At 67.2% G+C, this 19,959-nt stretch carries 21 protein-coding genes; 14 read left to right on the top strand and 7 right to left on the bottom strand.

Annotated elements, in window-relative coordinates:
• Positions 1-6 precede the first annotated feature (6 nt).
• The 6 genes from ACFXHA_RS13005 to ACFXHA_RS12980 all read left to right on the top strand — a co-directional run bounded on the left by ACFXHA_RS13005 (position 7) and on the right by ACFXHA_RS12980 (position 6,879).
• Entirely contained in the window at positions 7-1,566 is a 1,560-nt protein-coding gene (locus ACFXHA_RS13005; RefSeq protein ID WP_379356061.1) for an alpha/beta fold hydrolase, read from the top strand.
• 99 nt (positions 1,567-1,665) lie between these two features.
• Positions 1,666-2,886, top strand: a complete 1,221-nt coding sequence (locus tag ACFXHA_RS13000) for an acyl-CoA dehydrogenase family protein (RefSeq protein WP_379356059.1) — start codon at positions 1,666-1,668, stop codon at positions 2,884-2,886.
• 116 nt (positions 2,887-3,002) lie between these two features.
• Entirely contained in the window at positions 3,003-3,428 is a 426-nt protein-coding gene (locus ACFXHA_RS12995; RefSeq protein ID WP_379356057.1) for a hypothetical protein, read from the top strand.
• A gap of 135 nt (positions 3,429-3,563) precedes the next feature.
• Positions 3,564-5,198, top strand: a complete 1,635-nt coding sequence (locus ACFXHA_RS12990) for an adenylate/guanylate cyclase domain-containing protein (RefSeq protein ID WP_379356055.1) — start codon at positions 3,564-3,566, stop codon at positions 5,196-5,198.
• A complete protein-coding gene (locus ACFXHA_RS12985; protein ID WP_379356053.1) occupies positions 5,195-6,346 on the top strand; it encodes an aminotransferase class I/II-fold pyridoxal phosphate-dependent enzyme in 1,152 nt (383 codons plus the stop codon). The genes ACFXHA_RS12990 and ACFXHA_RS12985 overlap by 4 nt, the downstream gene beginning before the upstream one ends.
• Positions 6,347-6,675: 329 nt before the next feature.
• A complete protein-coding gene (locus ACFXHA_RS12980; RefSeq protein WP_379356051.1) occupies positions 6,676-6,879 on the top strand; it encodes a cold-shock protein in 204 nt (67 codons plus the stop codon).
• 98 nt (positions 6,880-6,977) lie between these two features.
• On the opposite strand, the gene ACFXHA_RS12975 is transcribed toward ACFXHA_RS12980, so the two are convergent.
• On the bottom strand, positions 6,978-7,583 hold the full coding sequence (locus ACFXHA_RS12975) for a DNA-binding response regulator (RefSeq protein ID WP_379356049.1): 606 nt from the start codon (positions 7,581-7,583) through the stop codon (positions 6,978-6,980).
• A gap of 82 nt (positions 7,584-7,665) precedes the next feature.
• On the opposite strand from ACFXHA_RS12975, the gene ACFXHA_RS12970 reads away from it, so the two are divergent.
• The 4 genes from ACFXHA_RS12970 to ACFXHA_RS12955 all read left to right on the top strand — a co-directional run bounded on the left by ACFXHA_RS12970 (position 7,666) and on the right by ACFXHA_RS12955 (position 11,937).
• Complete coding sequence (locus ACFXHA_RS12970; RefSeq protein ID WP_379356047.1) at positions 7,666-9,399, top strand: histidine kinase; 1,734 nt, start codon at positions 7,666-7,668, stop codon at positions 9,397-9,399.
• 129 nt (positions 9,400-9,528) lie between these two features.
• Positions 9,529-9,822 carry a hypothetical protein gene (locus ACFXHA_RS12965; RefSeq protein ID WP_379356045.1) on the top strand — a complete coding sequence of 98 codons (294 nt, stop codon included), beginning with the start codon at positions 9,529-9,531 and terminating at the stop codon, positions 9,820-9,822.
• Positions 9,823-9,867: 45 nt separating this feature from the next.
• The gene (locus ACFXHA_RS12960; protein ID WP_379356043.1) at positions 9,868-10,215 is read left to right on the top strand and encodes a DoxX family protein; all 348 of its coding nucleotides are present in this window, start codon (positions 9,868-9,870) and stop codon (positions 10,213-10,215) included.
• Positions 10,216-10,335: 120 nt separating this feature from the next.
• Positions 10,336-11,937 carry a GMC family oxidoreductase gene (locus ACFXHA_RS12955; protein WP_379356041.1) on the top strand — a complete coding sequence of 534 codons (1,602 nt, stop codon included), beginning with the start codon at positions 10,336-10,338 and terminating at the stop codon, positions 11,935-11,937.
• 17 nt (positions 11,938-11,954) lie between these two features.
• Here the strand turns inward: ACFXHA_RS12955 and ACFXHA_RS12950 are convergent, their stop codons facing one another.
• Complete coding sequence (locus ACFXHA_RS12950; RefSeq protein WP_379356039.1) at positions 11,955-12,470, bottom strand: hypothetical protein; 516 nt, start codon at positions 12,468-12,470, stop codon at positions 11,955-11,957.
• On the opposite strand from ACFXHA_RS12950, the gene ACFXHA_RS12945 reads away from it, so the two are divergent.
• The gene (locus ACFXHA_RS12945) at positions 12,441-14,006 is read left to right on the top strand and encodes a carbohydrate kinase family protein (protein ID WP_379356669.1); all 1,566 of its coding nucleotides are present in this window, start codon (positions 12,441-12,443) and stop codon (positions 14,004-14,006) included. The two genes, ACFXHA_RS12950 and ACFXHA_RS12945, sit on opposite strands and share 30 nt — an antisense overlap.
• 76 nt (positions 14,007-14,082) lie before the next feature.
• Here the strand turns inward: ACFXHA_RS12945 and ACFXHA_RS12940 are convergent, their stop codons facing one another.
• Entirely contained in the window at positions 14,083-14,265 is a 183-nt protein-coding gene (locus ACFXHA_RS12940) for a hypothetical protein (RefSeq protein WP_379356037.1), read from the bottom strand.
• Between the two features lie 10 nt (positions 14,266-14,275).
• Complete coding sequence (locus ACFXHA_RS12935; protein ID WP_379356035.1) at positions 14,276-15,229, bottom strand: sigma-70 family RNA polymerase sigma factor; 954 nt, start codon at positions 15,227-15,229, stop codon at positions 14,276-14,278.
• 152 nt (positions 15,230-15,381) lie between these two features.
• On the opposite strand from ACFXHA_RS12935, the gene ACFXHA_RS12930 reads away from it, so the two are divergent.
• Positions 15,382-16,299: an SGNH/GDSL hydrolase family protein gene (locus tag ACFXHA_RS12930; protein WP_379356034.1), complete on the top strand. Its 918-nt coding sequence runs from the start codon at positions 15,382-15,384 to the stop codon at positions 16,297-16,299.
• Here the strand turns inward: ACFXHA_RS12930 and ACFXHA_RS12925 are convergent.
• From ACFXHA_RS12925 to ACFXHA_RS12915, 3 genes are all read right to left on the bottom strand, one after another.
• A complete protein-coding gene (locus ACFXHA_RS12925; RefSeq protein ID WP_379356032.1) occupies positions 16,296-16,907 on the bottom strand; it encodes a DUF4232 domain-containing protein in 612 nt (203 codons plus the stop codon). The two genes, ACFXHA_RS12930 and ACFXHA_RS12925, sit on opposite strands and share 4 nt — an antisense overlap.
• 27 nt (positions 16,908-16,934) lie before the next feature.
• Positions 16,935-17,414 (bottom strand): hypothetical protein, encoded by a 480-nt coding sequence (locus tag ACFXHA_RS12920; protein WP_379356030.1) that lies wholly within the window; start codon positions 17,412-17,414, stop codon positions 16,935-16,937.
• An 89-nt stretch (positions 17,415-17,503) separates the two neighbouring features.
• A complete protein-coding gene (locus tag ACFXHA_RS12915; protein WP_379356028.1) occupies positions 17,504-18,628 on the bottom strand; it encodes an FAD-dependent oxidoreductase in 1,125 nt (374 codons plus the stop codon).
• 95 nt (positions 18,629-18,723) lie between these two features.
• On the opposite strand from ACFXHA_RS12915, the gene ACFXHA_RS12910 reads away from it, so the two are divergent.
• The gene (locus tag ACFXHA_RS12910; protein WP_379356026.1) at positions 18,724-19,449 is read left to right on the top strand and encodes a TetR/AcrR family transcriptional regulator; all 726 of its coding nucleotides are present in this window, start codon (positions 18,724-18,726) and stop codon (positions 19,447-19,449) included.
• 82 nt (positions 19,450-19,531) lie between these two features.
• Positions 19,532-19,957, top strand: coding sequence for an ester cyclase (locus ACFXHA_RS12905; protein WP_379356024.1), 426 nt, complete (start codon positions 19,532-19,534; stop codon positions 19,955-19,957).
• The last annotated feature ends 2 nt before the right edge of the window (positions 19,958-19,959 follow it).

The raw sequence follows: 19,959 nt of genomic DNA, 5'->3' as shown, positions 1-19,959 counted from the left end.
GGCACGATGGTGGGTGGAATTCATTCGGCAGGCTGGTTGCGCGCGGCGGCGGGGGTGGTCGGCGTGATCGCGGTGGCCGTGCTCGCGCCGGTGGTGACGGCCGAGGTCGGGGATGGATTGCAGTGGGGGCCTTGCCCTGTCGAGGCGAACGCGGGCGGGGCGGTGTGTGCGACGTTGTCGGTGCCGCGGGATTACGCGGTGCCGGACGGGGCGCGTATCGACATCACGGTGAGCAGGATTGCGGCTGCTGATCCGGCGCATAAGCGCGGGGTGCTTTTTGCTGGGCAGGGTGGGCCCGGGGCGGATGCGCTGGGGTTCTGGGGGTCGCGGAATTCGACTGTGCCCGTACTGCATCGGGAGTTCGATGAGGTCGCGGTGCAGCCTCGGGGGTTGCGGTGGGCGACGCCGCTGCAGTGTGCGATGACGACCGTGCTGGTCATCTCGACCACCGACCGTTCCGCCTGTGAGAGAGCCGATCCCGGCTACTCGCACACCATCACCACCCAAACCTTGGCCCGCGATATCGAGCAGGCCCGGCAGGCGCTCGGCGTCGATCGGATCGATTTCTACGGCGGCTCGTACGGCACTTTTCTCGGCGCCGCCTACGCGACGCTGTTCCCGTCGCGCGTCGATCGCCTTGTGCTGGACGGGAATGTGAACCCGCAATGGTCGTGGCGGGAGCAGTTCGCGCGGGGCTGGCAGGCGCGGGAGGCCGGTTTCACCGAGCTGTTCGATTGGATCGCCGCCAACGACCCCATTTACGGTCTGGGTGCGACCCGCAATACCGTTGCCGCCGAATGGGTTCGGCAGGTCGACGCCCAGGGCGGTGGCTGGCTGGCCCGGCTCGATCCCGCGCTCGGCGGCGCGGCCGGTGCGCTCACCGCGCCCGGGCAGACGCCCGGCTCGGACGAATTGTCCGGGCGCATAGCGAATCTGGTGGAGACCGTGCGGCACCCGAACGGATCGGCGACCCCGACCTATGCCGCCGCCTCGACCGCGGTCTACTCGCGCAACCTCTGGCCGTATCTCGCCGAAGGGATGCGCCGCTATCGCGCCGACGCCACGAACACCGAATTCCTCACCTACGTGTCCGGCCGCACCGCCCTCGATCCGACCGGCCAGTGGATGTACGACGCGATCACCTGCAATGAGGACACCACGGCCCAGGACCCGGCCGTCGTAGCGGGCGCGGTCAGCGAGTTCATCTCCGGCGCAAGTATTTTCGCGTTCCTATCCCGGTTGCAGGATTCCGGCGCGATGTGCGGAGCCTGGCCGTCCTCGACCGACCGCATCCGTGTCGACGGCACCGCCCTCACCACCCGCCCCTTGGTGCTGCAATCCACCCGCGATACCGCCACCCCCGCCGCTGGCGGCCCCGCCATGGCCGCCGCCCTGAACGCCACCCTGATCTGGGTCGACAGCACCGACCACGGCTCCTTCGCCCGCGGCATCCCCGAAGTCGACGACGCGGTCGTCCACTACCTCGAAACCGGCGAAGCCACTCCCACCTCCACCCCGCCCGCCCCCATCCTCACCCCCAACCCACCTACCGCCCTGCCCGGTTGATCATCCGAACTCGTGGATGACCTGCGACAGTCACTCCGAATGTAGAACGTGTTCTATATTCGGGGTGACTGTTCCGCGAGCCTCCGGGAGTTCTCTCACATGTACCAGTGGTCCGACGAAGATCTGATGTTCCGCGATGTGCTGCGCGGGTTCATCGACAAGGAGATCAAGCCGCACGTCGAGCAGCTGGAGAGTGGGGCGCTGCCGCCGTTCGACATCATTCGGAAGCTGTACGCCACCTTCGGGTTGGACGAGATGGCGAAGGAGGGTCTCGAGAAGGCGATCGCGCGTGAAGAGGCCGGGACCACCGGGAAGGCGGGCGGCGGGTTCAGTGGTTCGGGCTCGATGGGCGTGATTCTCAACAGTGAGCTGGCGGGGATCAGCCTCGGCCTGGTGGCCTCGATGGGTGTCAGTCTCGGGCTGACGGTCGGGACCATTCGCAGCCGCGGCACGCTGGCGCAGAAGAAGCGCTGGCTGCCGGAGTTGGTGACCTTCGAGAAGGTCGGCGCGTGGGCGATCACCGAACCCGATTCGGGCTCCGACGCTTTCGGTGGCATGAAGTCGTATGTGCGCCGCGACGGCGCGGACTACATCCTCAACGGGCAGAAGACCTTCATCACCAACGGCCCGTACGCCGATGTCACCGTCGTCTACGCCAAGCTGGACGAGGAGGACGGCACCGACCGCCGCGACCGCAAGGTGCTGACCTTCGTACTCGACCAGGGCATGCCCGGCTTCACGCAGAGCAAGCCGTTCAAGAAGATGGGCATGAACTCCTCGCCCACCGGTGAACTGTTCTTCGACAATGTCCGCATCACCCCGGACCGCCTGCTGGGCGAGACCGAGACCCCGGCCAAGGGCGACGGCAAGGACAGCGCCAAGGAGTCCTTCGCCGCCGAGCGCATCGGCATCGCGTCGCTGGCGCTGGGCATCATCAACGAATGTCACCGGCTGTGTGTGGATTACGCGAAGACGCGCAAGCTGTGGGGCAAGGAGATCGCCCAGTTCCAGCTCATCCAGTTGAAGCTGGCCGAGATGGAGATCGCGCGAATCAATGTGCAGAACATGGTGTTCAACGCCATCGAGCGCACCGCGGCGGGGGAGAAGGTGTCCCTCGCAGAGGCGTCGGCCATGAAGCTCTATTCCTCGCGCGCCGCCACCGAGGTCGCCATGGAGGCCGTGCAGCTCTTCGGCGGCAACGGCTACATGGCCGAGTACAAGGTCGAGCAGCTCGCCCGCGACGCCAAGTCGCTGATGATCTACGCGGGCAGCAATGAAATCCAGGTCACCCACATCGCGAAGGGCCTGCTGGCCGGATAGGGTCGGCAGAAGCTCCGGTGGTGAATGATTTCCTGTGAATCTCCTCCGAACGAGACTGTGAAGTATTAACGTTTCGCATCGTCCACGATCCTGTGGACGATGAGAGGAGCACACTCATGAACACCACTCGGCGGGTAGGCGTCGGCGCCACCGCAATCGGCGCCGCGGCCGCGGTCGCACTGCTGACCGCACCGAATGCCAGCGCCCTGGTCACGGGTATCAGCGTGGCGAGCGCGAGCCAGTACTGCGCCAACCAGACCTACACCGTCAGCGTCGACGTGACCCCCACGTCGTTCCTGTTCAATGTCACGCTGTCCGACAACGACACTCAGGTCGGCAGCAACAAGCCGTCGAACAGCGTGGCCACCTTCTCCTGGACGCCGACCACCACCGGCTCGCACACCCTGAAGGCCGTGCAGGAAGTGATCAGCAACAAGTCCACCACCGTCACCGTGGTCGACTGCAGCACCACCGGCGGCGGCAGCGGCTCCTCGGCGTCCAACCCGCTGGCCGGTCTGCTCAGCAGCCTCTCGGCGCACTAGTCGTCCCGACACATCGGTCGTCCTGATCTGATCGGGTACCGAATCCCCGCCGGGCAGACCGCGCCACTGCGAAAGCCGTTCCGCCCGGCGGGAATCGCCCCCGCACTCGAGCCGATCCGTCGGTAGGGTTCAAAGGTGTCGAAGGTAAGCGTCCTGACCTGGACCGCAGCGATCAGCCTGCCCGTCGCGGGACTGTGGTTGCTGATCTCGCACCCACGCCTGGACGCCCACTACGAACACCATCCCCAGCATTTCTGGCTGGTCCTGGCCGCGGCGGCCTTGGCGATGGCCCTCGGGGTCGTCCTCTACCGCACCGCACGCAGCCGCCACGATCTGCGACTCATCCTGGTGTCGTTGATGTTCCAGTTCTCGGCGGGCTTCCTCGGCCTGCACGCCATCGCCACCCCCGGCGTCATCATCCAGATGCCCAATGCCGGATTCGTCTACGCCGTCCCGGTCGGACTGACCCTGGGCGGATTCGCCGCGCTGGCTTCGGCTTTCGAATACGGACCGGTCGCCGCTGCCCGGCTGAATCGACTCATGTGGCTGCTCTCGGCGCTGCCGGTACTCGCGCTGCTGGTGTGGGCCATGTTGTCGCTCACCGGATCACCGCCGTTCGACGCCATGCCCAGCGCCACCGAGACCTCCCACTCGCTGGTGGTGGTCGCCTACATCGGCTCCCTGGCGTACCTGGGAGCGGTGGTGGCCTACGCCCGCCAGTTCCGCCGACGGCGTGGATTGCTGCTGCTCAGTGTGCTTTCCGCACTCGTTCTGCTGATCGAGGCACTGCTGGCGGTCGGTTACGGGCGCAGCTGGCAGGTCTCCTGGTGGGAATGGCATGTGCTGATGGTGGCGGCCTTCGGCCTGATCGCGGTCAGCAGCCACCTGCAATTCCGGCGCGAGGGTTCCGAGCTCGGCCTCTTCGACAGCGTCACCCTGAACCAGACCATGGCCGCCCTCGAACGCGACTACACCCGCGCGATGACCGAGATGGCGGAGGTGCTGCGGCAGCGCGCCGCGCACGGTGTCCCGGCCGACCAGCCGCTCGGTGCGGTCGGGGTCGAGTTGTCGAAGCGATTCGGGCTCACCGAGAGACAGTTCGTGGTGCTGGAACAGAACGCCCGGCTCTACCGTCAACTCGATCAGCTGTTCCGCTCCTACATGTCCCCGCAGGTCGCGACCGCCCTGCTGGCCAATCCGGCCGAGGCCGACCTGGGCGGCCGGATCGCCGAGGTCAGCGTGCTGATGGCGGACCTGAGCGGCTTCACCCCGTTCGCCGAGCGCACCGACCCGGCGCTGGTGGTGCAGATGCTGAACACCTACTACGGCGCTATCGTGCCGGTGATTCTGGAAGCGGGGGGCGTGGTGGTGCAATTCGTCGGTGACGCGGTGATGGCGGTGTTCAACGCGCCCACCCCGCAACCGGATCACGCGCTGCGCGCCGCGCACGCCGGACTGGGCCTGCAACAGGCGGTGGCACGGATCGCCGAGGGCCGGCCGGAGTGGCCGCGCTTCCGGGTCGGGGTCAATACCGGTCCCGCCCTGGTCGGCAATATCGGTGCGGCCCAGATGCGCAACTACACCGCCATCGGCGACACCACCAACACCGCGGCCCGGCTGCAGGGCGTGGCGCATCCCGGCGATGTGGTGATCGGCCCGCTGACCCGGGCCCAGCTCGGACCCCGGGCGCTGGTGGAACCCTTGCACGCGATCGCCGTGAAGGGCCGCCGCGAACCGGTCACCTGCTTCGTACTGCGGGGTCTGCGATGAGCGACATCCTGGTCGAACGGTTACGGCCCTACAGCTCTTCGGTGTTCGAGGAGATCTCCCGGCTGGCCACCAGCAACGAAGCGGTCGACCTGGGTCAGGGCTTCCCCGACTACGAGGGCCCCGCCGCCATGCTCGAGCTGGCCCGATCGGCGATATCCGGTGGCATGAACCACTACTCGTCCTCGAAGGGGCAGGCCGTGTTGCGGGAGGCCATCGTCGCCGAACGCGGGCGGCGGCTCGGCGGCGGCTATGACCCGCTCGCGGAGGTGGTGGTCACCGCCGGCGCCACCGAGGCGCTGACGTCGGCGATGCTCGCCCTGGTGGAGCCGGGCGCGGAGGTCGTGCTGATCGAACCGTATTACGACTCTTACGCGGCCGCCGTCGCGATGGCGGGTGCCGTACCGCGCACGGTGGCAATGGTCTCCGACGGTGACGGCTTCACCCTCGATCTCGACGAATTGCGCCGCTCGATCACCGCCCGCACGCGGCTATTGGTCGTCAACTCGCCGCACAATCCGAGCGGTTCCCTACTGCGCCCCGCGGATCTGCGCTTGATCGCCGAATTGGCCTGCGCGCACGACTTTCTCGTCGTCTCCGACGAGGTGTACGAGCACCTGGTCTTCGACGCGGACGACTACCTGTCGATCGCGACCCTGCCCGGCATGCGTGAGCGCACCATCGTCGTCTCCAGCCCCGCCAAGACCTTTCACGTCACGGGCTGGCGCATCGGCTGGGCGCTGGGCCCGGCCCCGCTCATCCATGCCATCCACGCCGCCAAGCAGTACCTCTCCTTCGTCTCGCCCGCCCCTTTCCAGCCCGCTGTTGCGCATGCCCTCGCCCACGAACAGGAGTGGGCCGCCGCCAATCGCGCCGCGCTGCGCGGCAAGTCCGAGCTGCTCTCGACCGCCCTGCGTGACCTTGGTTACCCCGTGAAGCGCAGCGCCGGAGGCTATTTCGTCTGTGCCGACGTCGGCAGCGACGGCACCGCCTTCTGTCGCGAACTCCCCGCCCGCGCCGGCGTCGCCGCTATCCCGGTGGCGGCACTGGCGGCTCGGTCACAGTGGAACAACCTGGTCCGCTTCGCCTACTGCAAACGTGACGCCACTCTCCATGAGGCGATCGCCCGCCTCGGCAAAGCACAGTCCTGAGCTGCATCGATCCCGGATCGCGGGGCCGGTGTCGATCGGGCTCGTGATGCCGGTGCCGCCAATCAGGTGGCGTTGACGGCGTGGGCCCGCTATGGTGGTCCCGCGACGCAGGGAAGTTCCTGGATCTATAGCTGGGAAACGAGTTGAGTTCCTCTGCGTCGTCCAAAAAACGTACATCGCGAAAGTGGCCTCGGTCACATCGTAGGTCGAGAGTTGTGATCTCCACGCCGGGTCGCCGTCGGCAGCCGCACCAATGTGTGGCATGCTGTATGTCGAGAACGGGTTGTTGATGTGATCGCTCGGCTCGCAACAGAAAGCAAATAAAAAGAATGTCGCAAGGCAGTGTGAAGTGGTTCAACGGCGAAAAGGGCTTCGGGTTCATCGCGCAGGATAATGGCGATCCGGACGTTTTCGTTCATTTCTCCGCGATCTCCGGCTCCGGCTTCAAGTCCCTCGAAGAGGGCCAGCGTGTCGAGTTCGAGATCGGCCAGGGCCAGAAGGGCCCGCAGGCCCAGAACGTCCGCGTCATCTAAGTTCTGGTACTGACACACGAGACCCGCGCTACGGCGCGGGTTTCGCGCGTTTCAGGGCATTTTCCGCCGGGATGCCGCGCCCGGCGGCTGACGCTGAGTCAGAGCCAACCGGCCTGTCGGGCGATGCGAATGGCGTCGACCCGCGTGCGGGCCTGGAGTTTTGTGGTGGCGGCAGCCAGATAGTTGCGGACTGTGCCGTAGGAGAGGTGCAGGTCCGCGGCGATCTGTTTGGGGTCGGCGCCGGCGGCGAGGCCGCGCAGGACGTCGGCTTCGCGGTCGGTCAGCGGATTGGCGGGGCCGCGCAGGGCGGTGAAGGCGAGTCCCGGGTCCAGGATGCTGCCGCCGGACGCGACGACCCGGACCGCGTGCAGCAGGTCGCGGCGGGAGCTGTCCTTCAGGACGAATCCGCCGACGCCGATGTCGATGGCTCGCTTGAGATGGCCGGGGGAGGCCAGGGAGGTGAGCACCAGGATTCGGCAGTGCGGGTGGTCGCGGCGGAGTTCTGCGGCGGCGGTGAGACCGTCCTTGCCGGGGAGATCGATGTCGAGGATGGCGAGGTCGATGTGCTCGGCCGCCACGGTCGCGACGATGGCGTTGCCGTCCGCCAGTACGGCGGCCACCTCGAGGTCTGCTTCCAGTTCCAGTGAGGCGACCAGGGTTTCGCGCAGCAGCCGCATGTCCTCGGCGATCAGGATTCTGATCATCTGATACCACTCCTCTGTGCGAACCGGGTCACCCGAGCCGTTCGATTTGCTCAGGACCGGCCGGACGGTATGCAATCATCGCGTGTCGCTGCTCGCCAGGTCGACCGGGTACCTGTTCCTGGTCGCGTACGTCCTCTCGGTCGTGTTCGGGGAGAACGGAATTGCCGCGGGCGGGTGTGCGGTTGTCCAGGCGGCACTGCTCGTCGTGGCGTACCGGTGGCGCGGTCACTATCGCTCGGCGCTGGTCGCGCAGGGGCTGCTCACCTACCTTCCGATCGCACTCTTCGATCCCGCCACGGATCTCGACGCGCTGCTGGCCGCGACGATCGCGCTCGGGCCGCGGTGGCGGTGGCTGGGTTTCGGTGCCGTCGCCCTCGCCTCCGGTCCCGTTCACCACGGATGGCACGCGGGCGCTTCGACCTACCTGCTCGCCTCGGTCGGCACGGCCGCCATCGGACTGGTGATCTTCAGCCTGCTGCGCCTGCCCGGCCTGGTCGATCGGCTCGGCTCGACCCGGGACGAACTGACCCGGGTCATCCGCTCCGAGGAACGATTGCGGGTGGCGCGGGATCTGCGCGCCGGGCTCGGCGCACAACTGGTCGCGGTGACCGAACACCTGCACCGGGCGCGAGTTGAACTGGCACACACGCCGGACCTCGCGGTCCGCACGGCCGACGACGCGGCCGAGCGGACGCGCGCGATCGTCGCCATGATGCGTCGCACCGCCGCCGCCCAGCACGATCTCGACCTGCCCGCCGCGGACCCGGCGCCGGTGTCCCGCACGGCACCCCGGCTGGCGCTGGCCACGCTGGCCGCAAGCATGCTGGCGCTCACCGCCAATCAGGTCTTCGAGGTCGAGCGGTACCCCGTGGCGAACGCGATCGGCGGGCTGACTGTTTCGAGTCTGCTACTGGCACAGGTGGTCCGGCCACGCCTCGCCGGATCGTTGTTGTGGACCCAGCTGGTTCTCACGTTGGCTCCGCTGCCGTGGCTCGGCCCGTTCTGGGCGCTGTGGCTGGTCCCGCTCGCGGTGGCCGCCCTGCTGCGCGAGCGGGTGGCGTGGCTGCTCGTGGCGGTCGGCGCGCTCGCGCTGCGTGCCGTTTTCACCGCACCGACCGGCGGCCTGGCCGATCGGACCAGCTGGGTGCTGCTGGCTCTGGAGGCGACCCTGGTGCTGTTCGGGCTCGCCCGGTTTCACCAGCTCTCGATGCAGCTCAACCGATCCCGTGCCGCGCTGGCCGCCCGGACGGCGCAGCTCGAACGACTGCGACTGGCCCGCGACATCCACGATCTGCTCGGCCTGACGCTGTCGGTGCTGGCATTGAAGTGTGACCTCATCGGCGAATTGATCGCCCGGGATTCGAGCCGGGCGGAGTCGGAGATCGGGCAGGCGCTGCGCATCTCGGCCGACGCGCAACTCGAGGCGCTCGCCCTCACCGACGATCGTGCCGCCCGCACCTTGCGCGGCGAATTCGATTCGGCGGCGGCCATCCTCGCCGCCGCCATCGCGAGCGTCAGCATCGACTACGACGACGAACTGCCCGAGCGGGCCGACCTGGTGCTCGCGCCGGTCGTGCGGGAGGCCGTCACCAATGTGCTGCGGCACAGCACCGCGACCCGCGTCGAAATTCGGTGCCGCAGCCGAAATCGGCAGGTAGAGCTGAACATTCACAATGACGGGGTCGGTGCGGCCGACACGAACGGTGCCGGGCAGGGACTGCGCAATATGCGGGCCCGCGTGCTGGACGCCGGTGGCTCGTTCACGACCTCGATCGGTGACGGCGAGTTCCGCCTCGCGGCCGCGCTGCCCTGCTGACCGTGCATTCTGCATGGTCCGACAGTGCTTGACGCAGGTGCGATCGGTGCCGTGCGCACTACTGCGCGTCCCTCGCCGCTGTGAGGCTTGTTCTTGTTCGCACGACAAGCCCCAAGAAGCGAGGACACCATGGCCGTAGTCCGGATCCACCGATTCCGAGTGGCCCGCGCCGATCTCGAAACCCTGCTGACACAACGCAAGATGCTCATCGACGGCATCCGCCGGGCCAATCCGGGCCTGACCGGAACCCGCCTCACCCGCCTCGAGGACGGCACCTACCTCGACGCCTGGCGCTGGGATCGCGCCGAAGACATGCTCGCCGCCCTCACCGCCGCACAGGGCGTTCCACTCGTCGAGGCCACCGAGGCGCTGATGCTGGACGCCTCCGTGACGACCGGCGAGATCGTCGACGAACGTCCCTGACACCCAAGCACTTTCACTCCCACGAATTCATCAAGGAAGACCCTCATGAACATCGCCTATCACGTCGTCGGAATCGTCGCGGCCCTGTGGATCGGATTCTCCAGCTTCTCCCTGTTCACCGAGAAGCAGTTCGTGACCGAGCCGCTCGAGCAGTACAGCGTCCCCAAGTCCTGGTGGAACTGGCTGGCGACGGCCAAGGGCGCGGGCGCGCTCGGCTTGATCGCCGGTTTCTTCATCCCCGCCGTCGGCATCGCGGCCGCGATCTGCCTGGTGCTGTACTTCCTCGGCGCTTCGGCCACCTCCATCCGCGCCGGTCACGCCGGGTCGGCGATCTTCCCGGTGCTGTACCTGGTTCCGGCCGCCGCGACGGTGGCGCTTCAGCTCGCCAGGTGAATCCTGCGGGTCGGGTGGCCCGAAACGGGTTCGTTCGCGTCCGAATTCGAGTATTTTCGCAACACGTTCCAGTGTCGTCGGCGACTCGCGGCGGGACTTGCGAGGGCGGAAGGACTGGTCATGGCATCGGCGGATTACATCGTCATCGGCTCCGGGAGTGCGGGGGCCATCATCGCCCGCCGACTGGCGGATTCCGGCGCGGCCGTCACGCTGTTCGAGGCGGGCGGACCTGACCGCTCCCGGCTGGTCCGCAAGCCCGGCATGATCGGCCCGATGCACAGTGTGCCCCAGTTGAAGAAGCGGATCGACTGGGGCCACTACACCGTCGAGCAGAAGCACGCCCTGGGCCGCACCGTCCCGCAGACGCACGGCAAGGTGGTCGGCGGTTCGAGCTCGGTCAACGGCATGGTGTTCGTGCGCGGCAACCGGCGCAACTTCGACGACTGGGCCGGCGAGGGCAACAGCGGCTGGGCGTATCAGGATGTGCTGCCCAGCTTCAAGAAGTTCGAGTCCTTCGAGGACGGCGCGAGCGACTTCCGCGGCGACTCCGGCCCGATCCGGGTGATTCGCGCGCACGATCTGACCCCGGCCTCCGACGCGTTCATGCGGGCCTTCACCGACACCGTGGATCTGCCGTTCAACCCCGACTACAACGGTGCCGAGCAGGACGGCATCTCGATCCTGCAGCAGAGCAACAGCAATGGGCTGCGCTACAGCACTTCGGTCGGATACCTCGACGATCGGCCGAAAAACCTTACGGTGCTGCCGAATACGCAGGTCACGCGAATCGTGATCGAGAACGGCCGGGCCGTCGGGGTGGAGTACCGGACCGGAAACGGCGGTCTCGACGTGCTGCGTGCGGAGCGCGAGATCATCGTCAGCGCAGGCACATTCGGCTCCCCGCAACTGCTCATGCTCTCCGGTATAGGACCGGCCGACCACCTGCGGGCCTTCGACATCGATGTGGTCGCCGACCTCCCGGTGGGCGACAACCTGCACGACCACCTGTTCGTCCCGATGTCCTTCGCCATGCCGACCGCCGTGCGCCGTTCGTCACCGGGCTACTTCGCGCGCGCCTTCGTGCGAGAGTCCTTGCGCAACAACAGCACCTGGCTGGCCCGCAGCGTCTTCGAGGCGGTCGCGTTCCTGCGCACCCCGTACGCGGTCGACGCCCCCGATCTGCAACTGCACGTCCTGCCCTGGGGCTACCCCGGACCGAATCAGGACGCCCCCATCCGCCATGTTCCCGACCCACGCCAGTCGCTGACGGTTCTGGTGACGATGATCTACCCGCGCAGCCGCGGCACCCTGCGCCTCACCTCCGCGGACCCCACCGCCGCCCCCGCAATCGATCCGAACTACCTCGCCGAACAGCAGGACGTCGACACCCTCGTGCATGGCATGGAGCTGACCCGGGAAGTCATGGCCGCCAAGTCGATCAGCCCCGCCGTCGACACCGAGATCGCCCCCGGCCCCCAGTACCCCACCCGCGCCGACCTCGCCGCCGAAGTCCCCAACCGCGCCACCACCGTCTACCACCCCGTAGGCACCTGCCGCATGGGCACCGACGCCCGCGCCGTCGTCGACCCCACCCTCCGAGTCCGAGGCATCGAAGCCCTCCGAGTAGCCGACGCCTCCATCATGCCCAGCATCGTCGGCGGCAACACCAACGCTGCCACCATGATGATCGGCGAACACGCCGCCTCCATCATCCTGGGCTGAGTTCGATTCCAGCCGCTTCAGACCGCCGCGGCAGCAGTCAGGATCATCACCACGACGCTGATCACGACGATCGGCCACACCGCGGAACCGCGGCTGAGCCGGCGAACACCGGTGCGGATGTTGGTGATCGCGCGAATCCGCAGTCGGCCACGACGGTCGATCCTGCCCTCGGTGAACACCGGGTCGCCGATATCCAGCTCCATCGCGGTGACCGGGAGAAAGCGCGCCTCCCACCGCCGTCCCGAGTCGTCGACAAGGTGGATCAGCATTCCGAGCCGGCGTTGCAGCGGTGAGAACCGGACCAGGATCGATGCCCGACCTCGGCGGCTGGAGGAAGCGAGTCGAAGCTGGAGCGCGAAGATGAGAAGGATCGCGCCGAGGCTGGGCGGCACCGTAATCGGCGCGAGTGCCTGTTCGACAAGCAGGATCCCCGCCGGGATCACGGCTGCCAGTGGCTGCGGCGCAACCATCGTAATAGCCTCGGGGCGCGGACATTGACGCCGATGACCGATCCACGGCCCGGTGTCACCCATGGTTGTGGGGCATCTTCTTTGTGCCCCACGGGAGTAGTTGCCATAAAATATGGTCACCGCTCGAGCAGGCCCGAAAATCCGGTCCGGATCCGGCCTGCCGGGCCGGAATTCGTTCTGGGGTGGGTAGCTGTGGCGACGGAGCCTGATCTGTTCACGGCCTTGCGCGCGCTCCGGGCCGCGGTGGGATCCCCGACGGTGGCGGATCTGTTCCGGCGCATTCAGATCCTCGGCATCCAGCTGGGCCGCAACACCCTCTACGACCTGTACAACCGGATGGATTCGCCGGCCGACACCCGGGTACCGGTGTGGTCCACCGTTGAAGCGTTTGTCGGGGCCTGCCTGGATCTGGCCGACCGGACCGGCCAGCCGATCAATCCTCAATGGCGGGACCAGGACTGGTGGGACGACCTCTACCGACGTTGCTACAACTCCGCACCCGCGCCCGTTGACGGATGGAGTCATGCGGTCGAGAAAGCACGACGCGACCGTCCCACCGATCTGCTGACCATCACCGCGATGAATGCCGACGCGGTGCATCTGGTCGACCGCATCCAGCGCGATCATGAGGTCGTCAGCCGCTGGAGCCAATACGCGCCGGGCGGCTCGGGCGCCAATACCGCTGTCGCACTGTCGCGAATCGGCGGCCGGGCCGCCGTCGCAGGCATTGTCGCCGACGACAGTGCCGGCCGTAATCTGGTGGCCCAGCTCGTCGCCGATGAGGTCGACGTCGACTGTGTACTGTCGGTGCCCCATTCCCGGCTTCCCACCGGCAGCACCATTGTCCTGGCGGACCAATCCGGCGGGAGGATGATCGTTGTATCGCCGGGCATCAATTCGGAATTGGCGACTCGGCTGCGCCGCCAAGGTCGTGTCGATGCGCTGATCGAGGCCGCGCAGCGCTGCCGAATCCTGCACCTGACCTCGATGGAAGGCCATCGACAGCGGGTACTGCAGCAGAAAGTCGCTGCGACGGTGGCGGATCGAACCGTGATCACCCTGAACCCAGGTGCGATCTACGCGTCCCTGGGAGTCGCGGGCGTGGAACCGTTACTGAGCCTTGCCGACGTTGTGTTCGTCTATGAACAACAGCTCGACCTCTTTCTCGGCCACCGCACCGTCCAGGATCGTCCGGTCGAGGACAAGATTCGCGACGTCCGGGCACGACTGTCCAGGCTGCGGCCGTCGGTCATCGTGCTCAAACTGTCTACCGGAGTGGCGAAAACGCGATCGGTCGCGATCACGGTGACCGAAGCCGGCGACCGGATGACGACCCACTATCCCGAGGGGGTCGTCGACGTCGATTGCCACCGGCTAACCGACACCACCGGAGCCGGGGACGCATCGGTCGCGGGCGTCATGCTGAGCCTGCTCAACGGTGGCACCCCGGAGGAGGCGGTCAACCTGGCCCACGTCATGGCACTGGCAGCCTCCGCCACGGTCGGTGGCCGCGACGGCTTACCCCGCCGGCCTGACATAGGCCCGCTGTGGGAGCAGTACTCGAGCGGCGCCGAACCTCCACCGTGGCTGTCGGATTGACGCTCGCCCACGCGTGTGTGGCCGCTGGAGATGTCGGCGATCCGCGCGAGCCGACCGGCCCATGCCTCGTACACGATCACGGCAGCAGCCCGCAGTGGGCGGCGGCGAGGCGGAACAGGCGGAGGCGTTCGGCGGGCGAATCCGCTTGGTAGATCTGTTGAATCACGCAGTCGGCGGCCTCGGCGGAGCCGAGCATAAGTTCGCAGAACAGGCGTAGTTGGGCGGGCAGCGCCTCATCGGGCTGCGCTGGTTCGGGCATGTCGGGTCCCTCAGAGGCCGAACAGCGGGAACAGGGCGGAGCCGTGGAATGCGACGACCCGGCTGACGCCCGCCGCGGTGACTGTCAGGACGTGCAGGGCGTGCGGGTGACGCGCACCGTCGCGGCCGCGCGCGTACACCGCGAAGGCCGGTTGGCCGTTGGCGGAGGTGGCGACCAGTTCGGCCGGGCCGATCGTCCGCATCTGCTGGACCAGGAAGGCGAGGATGGTGTCGCGGCCTTCGAACCAGGTTGCGATGGGCGGCATTTCCCAGCGCGCGTCCTCGGTCAGGACCGCGACGAGCTGATCGACGTCGGCGGTCTCGAACGCGGTGACGTAGCGGTCGAGCAGGGCGCGCTGCCGTGGTTCGTCGGGTTCGCTCAGACCGTCCTCGCGCAGCGGAACCTGGGCTCGTGCGCGCTGCAGTGCGCTGTTGACGGCGGCGGTGGTCATCTGCAGCAACTCCGCGACTTCGGTGGCTCGCCACTGCAGCACGTCGCGCAGGATCAGCACCGCCCGTTGCCGTGGCGGCAGCTGTTGCAGCGCACCCATCAGCGCCAGTCGCAGGCTGTTCCGTTGCACCACCACGGTGGCGGGGTCGCTCGGGGCGGCGGTGAACAGGAAGTCGGGGATCGGTTGCAGCCACGGCACTTCCGGGGATCGGGCGAGCCCGGCCCGCACGCTCGTCTCGGGGTCGCCGAGGTCGGCGGGCAGCGGCCTGCGCCTGCCCTTCTCGAGCGCCTTGAGGCAGGCCCGGGTCGCGATGCGGTAGAGCCAGGTGCGCAACGACGATCGGCCCTCGAACCCGTCGTAGGCCCGCCAGGCGTCGAGATAGATGTCCTGCACCACTTCTTCGGCTTCGTCGACCGATCCGAGCATGCGGTAGCAGTAGGCGAGCAGCTCGCGGCGGAACGGCTCGCTGAGCCGTCCGAAGTCCTCGCTGCCGGTCTTGGTCACCGTGTGCATGATCCGCCCATCGTGTCGGGGGTGTCTCCTACACATACAGAGCGGATCGGACCGCGAAAGTCATCGGTGCCAGGTATCGAAACCGCCTCGACGGCACCCTCCTCGCCGCTATCTTGGACGTTCGACCTAGAACGATGAGGGGTACAAAGCAAGTGAAGAGTTCGGCTCGGTTGCGGTTGCTCGCGGCGTCCACGGTCTGCGGCACCGCGGCGGTGCTCGCTGCGATGGCCCCGGCGACGGCGGCCGGCACCGGCGGCAAAACCCTTGTGGTGCTGGGTGATTCCTACTCCGCCAACGCGGGCATTCTCGACCTGATCGACAAGGGCGGGGATACCGGCTGTAAGCACGTGCCGACCTCCTGGCCGACGCAGCTGACGCAAGGCCTCGGCCTGTCACCCGACGACGTCGAGGACAACTCGTGTCAGGGCGCCACCATCGATACCTCCGGCTGGACCCTCGCCTATCAGGTGAAACGGGCCATGTCCGATGGTGCACTGGGTCCCGACACTCGGACCGTGACGATCCAGCTCGGCATGAACGACGCTTGGGGAACCGACAGCAAGGTCGCCCTCTCGCATGCCGTGTCGTGCCTGACCGACCTGATCGACGGCTGCGGCCCGGAAGCCGCCGCGCAGGGCCGCGCCCCCGACCCCGAAACCATCACCCCGCAGGCGTACGCCGACCGCGTCCGCCAAGCGGTCGTCTACCTCCACTACTACGCCCCGAACGCGCACATCATCTTCGTCGGCTATCCGGAAATCCACTCTCCCGGTGGAGATTCCGCGTGTACAACCGTCCTCGGCGTCGAGGTTGTCCAGCCCCGGGCAGGCGCGATCACCGCCTTCCTGGACCACCTCGACACCGCTCAGCGCGCAGCCGCCGCCATGCTCGACGCCGACTTCCTCGACGCCCGAGCAGTCACCGCCGGCCACGGCGCCTGCACCCCGAACCCCTGGGTGGACGGCGTCTTCGACCCCACCACCGAACTCCTCGGCTTCCCCTGGCACCCCACGGCCCAGGGCGACAGGATCCTCGCCGCCGCCCTGCAGGACCGGATAAGCCGCCGCTAGTTCGCGACGCCGGATTGAACGGCTTGGACCGTGAGGGTGGTCAGGGACTGGTTGCTACAGGTGGTTCCGGGCAGGTCCAGGAACAGTGAGGACTTGTTGTCGGGCGGATAGATTCGCAGGCCCTTCTCGGGGACCGGCTTGCAGTCGGCGGACGAGTAAGCGCCTTGGCCGTTGAGGGCAACGATTTTGGCCGAGGCCGTCGCGCCGGGATCGAGGCGGACGAGGGTGACGGGTGTGGTGTTGGTGTCGCGGTCGGCGGGTTTGCCGATCGGGTCGCCGTCGGGGCCGTTGGTGTGGGAGACGCCGGGGTAGCCCTGCATGGTGCACGGTGTGGAGCCGGTGTTGGTGAAGATCAGGGGGAAGTAGGAATGCATGGCTGCCGCGCCGCCCTTGCCGATTGCCACGCTCAGCTGATCGGCCCGGCATTCGCCGATACCCGCTGCCGCGCTGGATGATTCGGTGGTCGGCGTGCCGCCCCCGGTCGGCGCGGTCGTGGTGGGCGGTGTCCCTCCCGTGGGCCCGGATGTCACCGTGGCCGAGTTGCACGCCGTCATGGCGACCAATCCCGCGCCGATGAGGCCCAGGATGTGAAGTTTTCTACCGTTCATGATCGAACTCCTCTGTCCCGTACCCGACTAGCTGCGGCAGCCTTGCAGCTTTGCTGCCACCTCGTGTGGCATCCCGAAGTTCGTGCAGTCGATCGCGCTGCCGACGGTGATGTAGCGCCACGCTCCCGGCGAGGTCGCATGGAACAGGTATCCCGAGGACTGGGGTGCGGCGGGAGTGGATTTCGAGGACGCCAGCGCCCAACCCTGTACGCACTGTGGCTGTTTGAACTCGACGGGAACCGATGAGGCGTGCGCGCTCGCGGCCACCTGCTGCAGGATCGCGGCGGTTACGGTGTCGCACGGATTCGAATCTGCTTCCGTCGTCGTGGTTTTCGGCGCTGTGGTGTCGGTACTCGGCGCAGCGGTGCTTGTTACGGCGGTGCTCGTCGGGGGCGGTGGGAACTCCGCGGTGGTGGAGTGCGGTCCGGAGGTGTCCGAGCCCGACTGGCAGGCGCTGACGCTCAGAACTGCCGCGATCAGTGCGACCGTCGAAACAATAACTCTCACTGTGGGTTTCCCCTGTACCTCGAGACAACAAGATCAACACATGATCGTTGCTGCCGGTCGGCTTGTTAACCCGGAGGGGACTGCCTGCGTCAGGAAAGTTTCGCTTCGGGGGCGAATGCGGGCAGCTTCTCGAGACTGCTGCGCACAGCCTCGGCGCCGTACTCGAACATCTGGTTCTCGTAGTCGGCGACCGCGCCGAGCAGGTCTTGGCGGCCTTGGTCGGCGTCGATCAGGCAGCGGCGCAGCAGGTCTGCATCGCGCAGCGCGGTGTTCGCGCCGTTGCCGCCGGTGGGGGAGGTGGCGTGGATGGCGTCGCCGAGCAGCGTGACCGGGCCGGTTGCCCAGCGCGCGCCGGGCTTCACCACCCGGATGGACAGCAGGGTGCTGTTGTCCGGGTCGGCCTCCTCGATCAGCGCGCGCAACTGCGGATGCCAGCCGTCCATCCTGGACAGCACGGCGTCCTGCGCGGACAGATCCTCGAGCGAGCCGTTGGGCGGCAGGATCATGGCCCAGCGTACGTAGTCACCGATATCGGGCAGCGTGACTTCGGGCGCGAGCTGTTCGGCGGCCTGCTTCGGCGGGGTGCGGAAGCGCATCGCGCCGAGCAGCAGGCTGACGCCGTCGCCCGCGATCTTCGAGCCGAAAGCCTTGGAGAGACCTTCGAATTCGTCGGTCAGCGGGGTGCGTCCGATGACGAACCGGACGCCGGTGTCGGTCGGGGTGGTCTGCGGCGACAGCACGCCGCGGACCGCGGAGGTGACGCCGTCCGCGCCGACGAGCAGGTCGGAGACGACCGGGTCGCGATGCGTGAACTGGGCTCGGACCCGGCCGTCGGCCTGTGCGTCGTAGCCGGTGAAGGCGGCATCGGTGTGGATGTCGAGACCGGTCAGCAGTAGGTGCCGCAGCACCTGCCGGTCGACCACGATGCCGGTCCGGCCCGCGCCGAGCCTGCCGATCTCGTTGAGCTGCGGGTCCAGGATCAGCTGTTCGGCGGTGGCGTCCATGACGATCTCGTCCAGTAGCGGATGCCAGCGCGTCGGCAGGCAGTCGCGCACCGCCTGGAAACCGATCGGGTTGAGGACGAGGCGGTAGCCCTGGAATCGGGCGACGATGCCCGGATCGCGCTCGAACACCTCGGTCTCGATACCGGCACCACGCAGACCTTGAGCGAGAGCCAAACCACCAAGACCAGCTCCGACGACGGAAACTCGCATCACGCACCTCCAGGACATCGACACGAACTAAGTTCGTTCTGACGATCTAAGTTCTACGTGACGAACATTGTTCGTGTCAAGGTATGGTGGCCGTTATGCCCACCGATCCCCGCCAACGCCGCGCCGCCCGTCACGCCCAACCCGCCGCCGACACCGCCGCGCCGGCGCCGCGTAAGCAGCCGATCACGGTCGAGCGCATCACCGACGCCGCCATGCAGGTCGTCGCCACCGAGGGGTATGACGCGCTCACCATCCGCCGGGTCGCCGCCGTGCTCGGGACCGGTCCGTCCTCGCTGTATGCGCACATCGTCAACAAGGACGACATCGACGATCTGCTGATGGGTCGACTTTATGCCGAAGTCGTTCTCCCCGAACCGGATCCGGCCGTCTGGCGCGAACAACTGCTCGGCGTGTACATCCAGATCCGCGACCTGTACCTGCAATATCCCGGCATCTCGCGCGCTGCTCTGGCTATGGTGTCGACCAATCTGGAAACCCTGCGGGTCGGCGAGGGGATCCTGTCGATCCTGCTCGCGGGCGGCATCGACCCGAAAACGGCCGGCTGGGCCCGCGACGCCCTCTCCCTCTATGTCAGCGCCTACGCCCTCGAGCAGAGTCTGGTCAGTCAGCGTCGCCGCAGCCAGGACCAGGAATGGGTGCTCAGTCACGACGAGCTCCTGGACCGCTTCACCGCCCTCCCTGCCGACAAGTTCCCGCAAACCAAACGTCATGCCGCCCAACTGATCTCCGGAACCGGCCCCGACCGCTTCGAATTCGCCCTCGGCCTGCTCATGAGCAACCTGTCGTCCGCATCCAGCTGACCTGCGAGGGTTGACACAGTCTCAGTGGGACTATAGATTTCATGCCAGCGAGACCGTACCAATGAGACTATAGGGGCAAGAGATGTCGCTGGAAGACAACAAGAACGTGATCCGCCAGTTCATGAAGGTCGGCGACGTGGAAACCCGTGACCTGCAAGCAATCTGGGACTCCTTCACCCCCGACTGCGAGTTCCCCACCCTCGCCCTCCGGGCAGGCATCCCGAACTTCGGTGTAGAGAACTACAAGACCTTCCTGCTCGCCTATTTCGAGGCCCTCCCCGACGCCACTTTCACCCCCGATGACCTGGTAGCCGAAGGCGACCAAGTCTGGGCCCACATCACCATCCGCGGCACCCACGAAGGCGACCTCCGAGGCATCCCCGCCACCCACCGCCCGGTCGAATACACCCAACTCGGCATGTACACCATCCGCGACGGCAAGATCGCTTCAGCCCGAGCAGTATTCGACGACGTAACCCTCCTCCGCCAAATCGGCGTCAATATCTGAGG

Source organism: Nocardia sp. NPDC059240 (assembly GCF_042753865.1).
GTDB lineage: Bacteria > Actinomycetota > Actinomycetes > Mycobacteriales > Mycobacteriaceae > Nocardia.
This window is presented reverse-complemented; position numbering and strand designations above follow the sequence as displayed.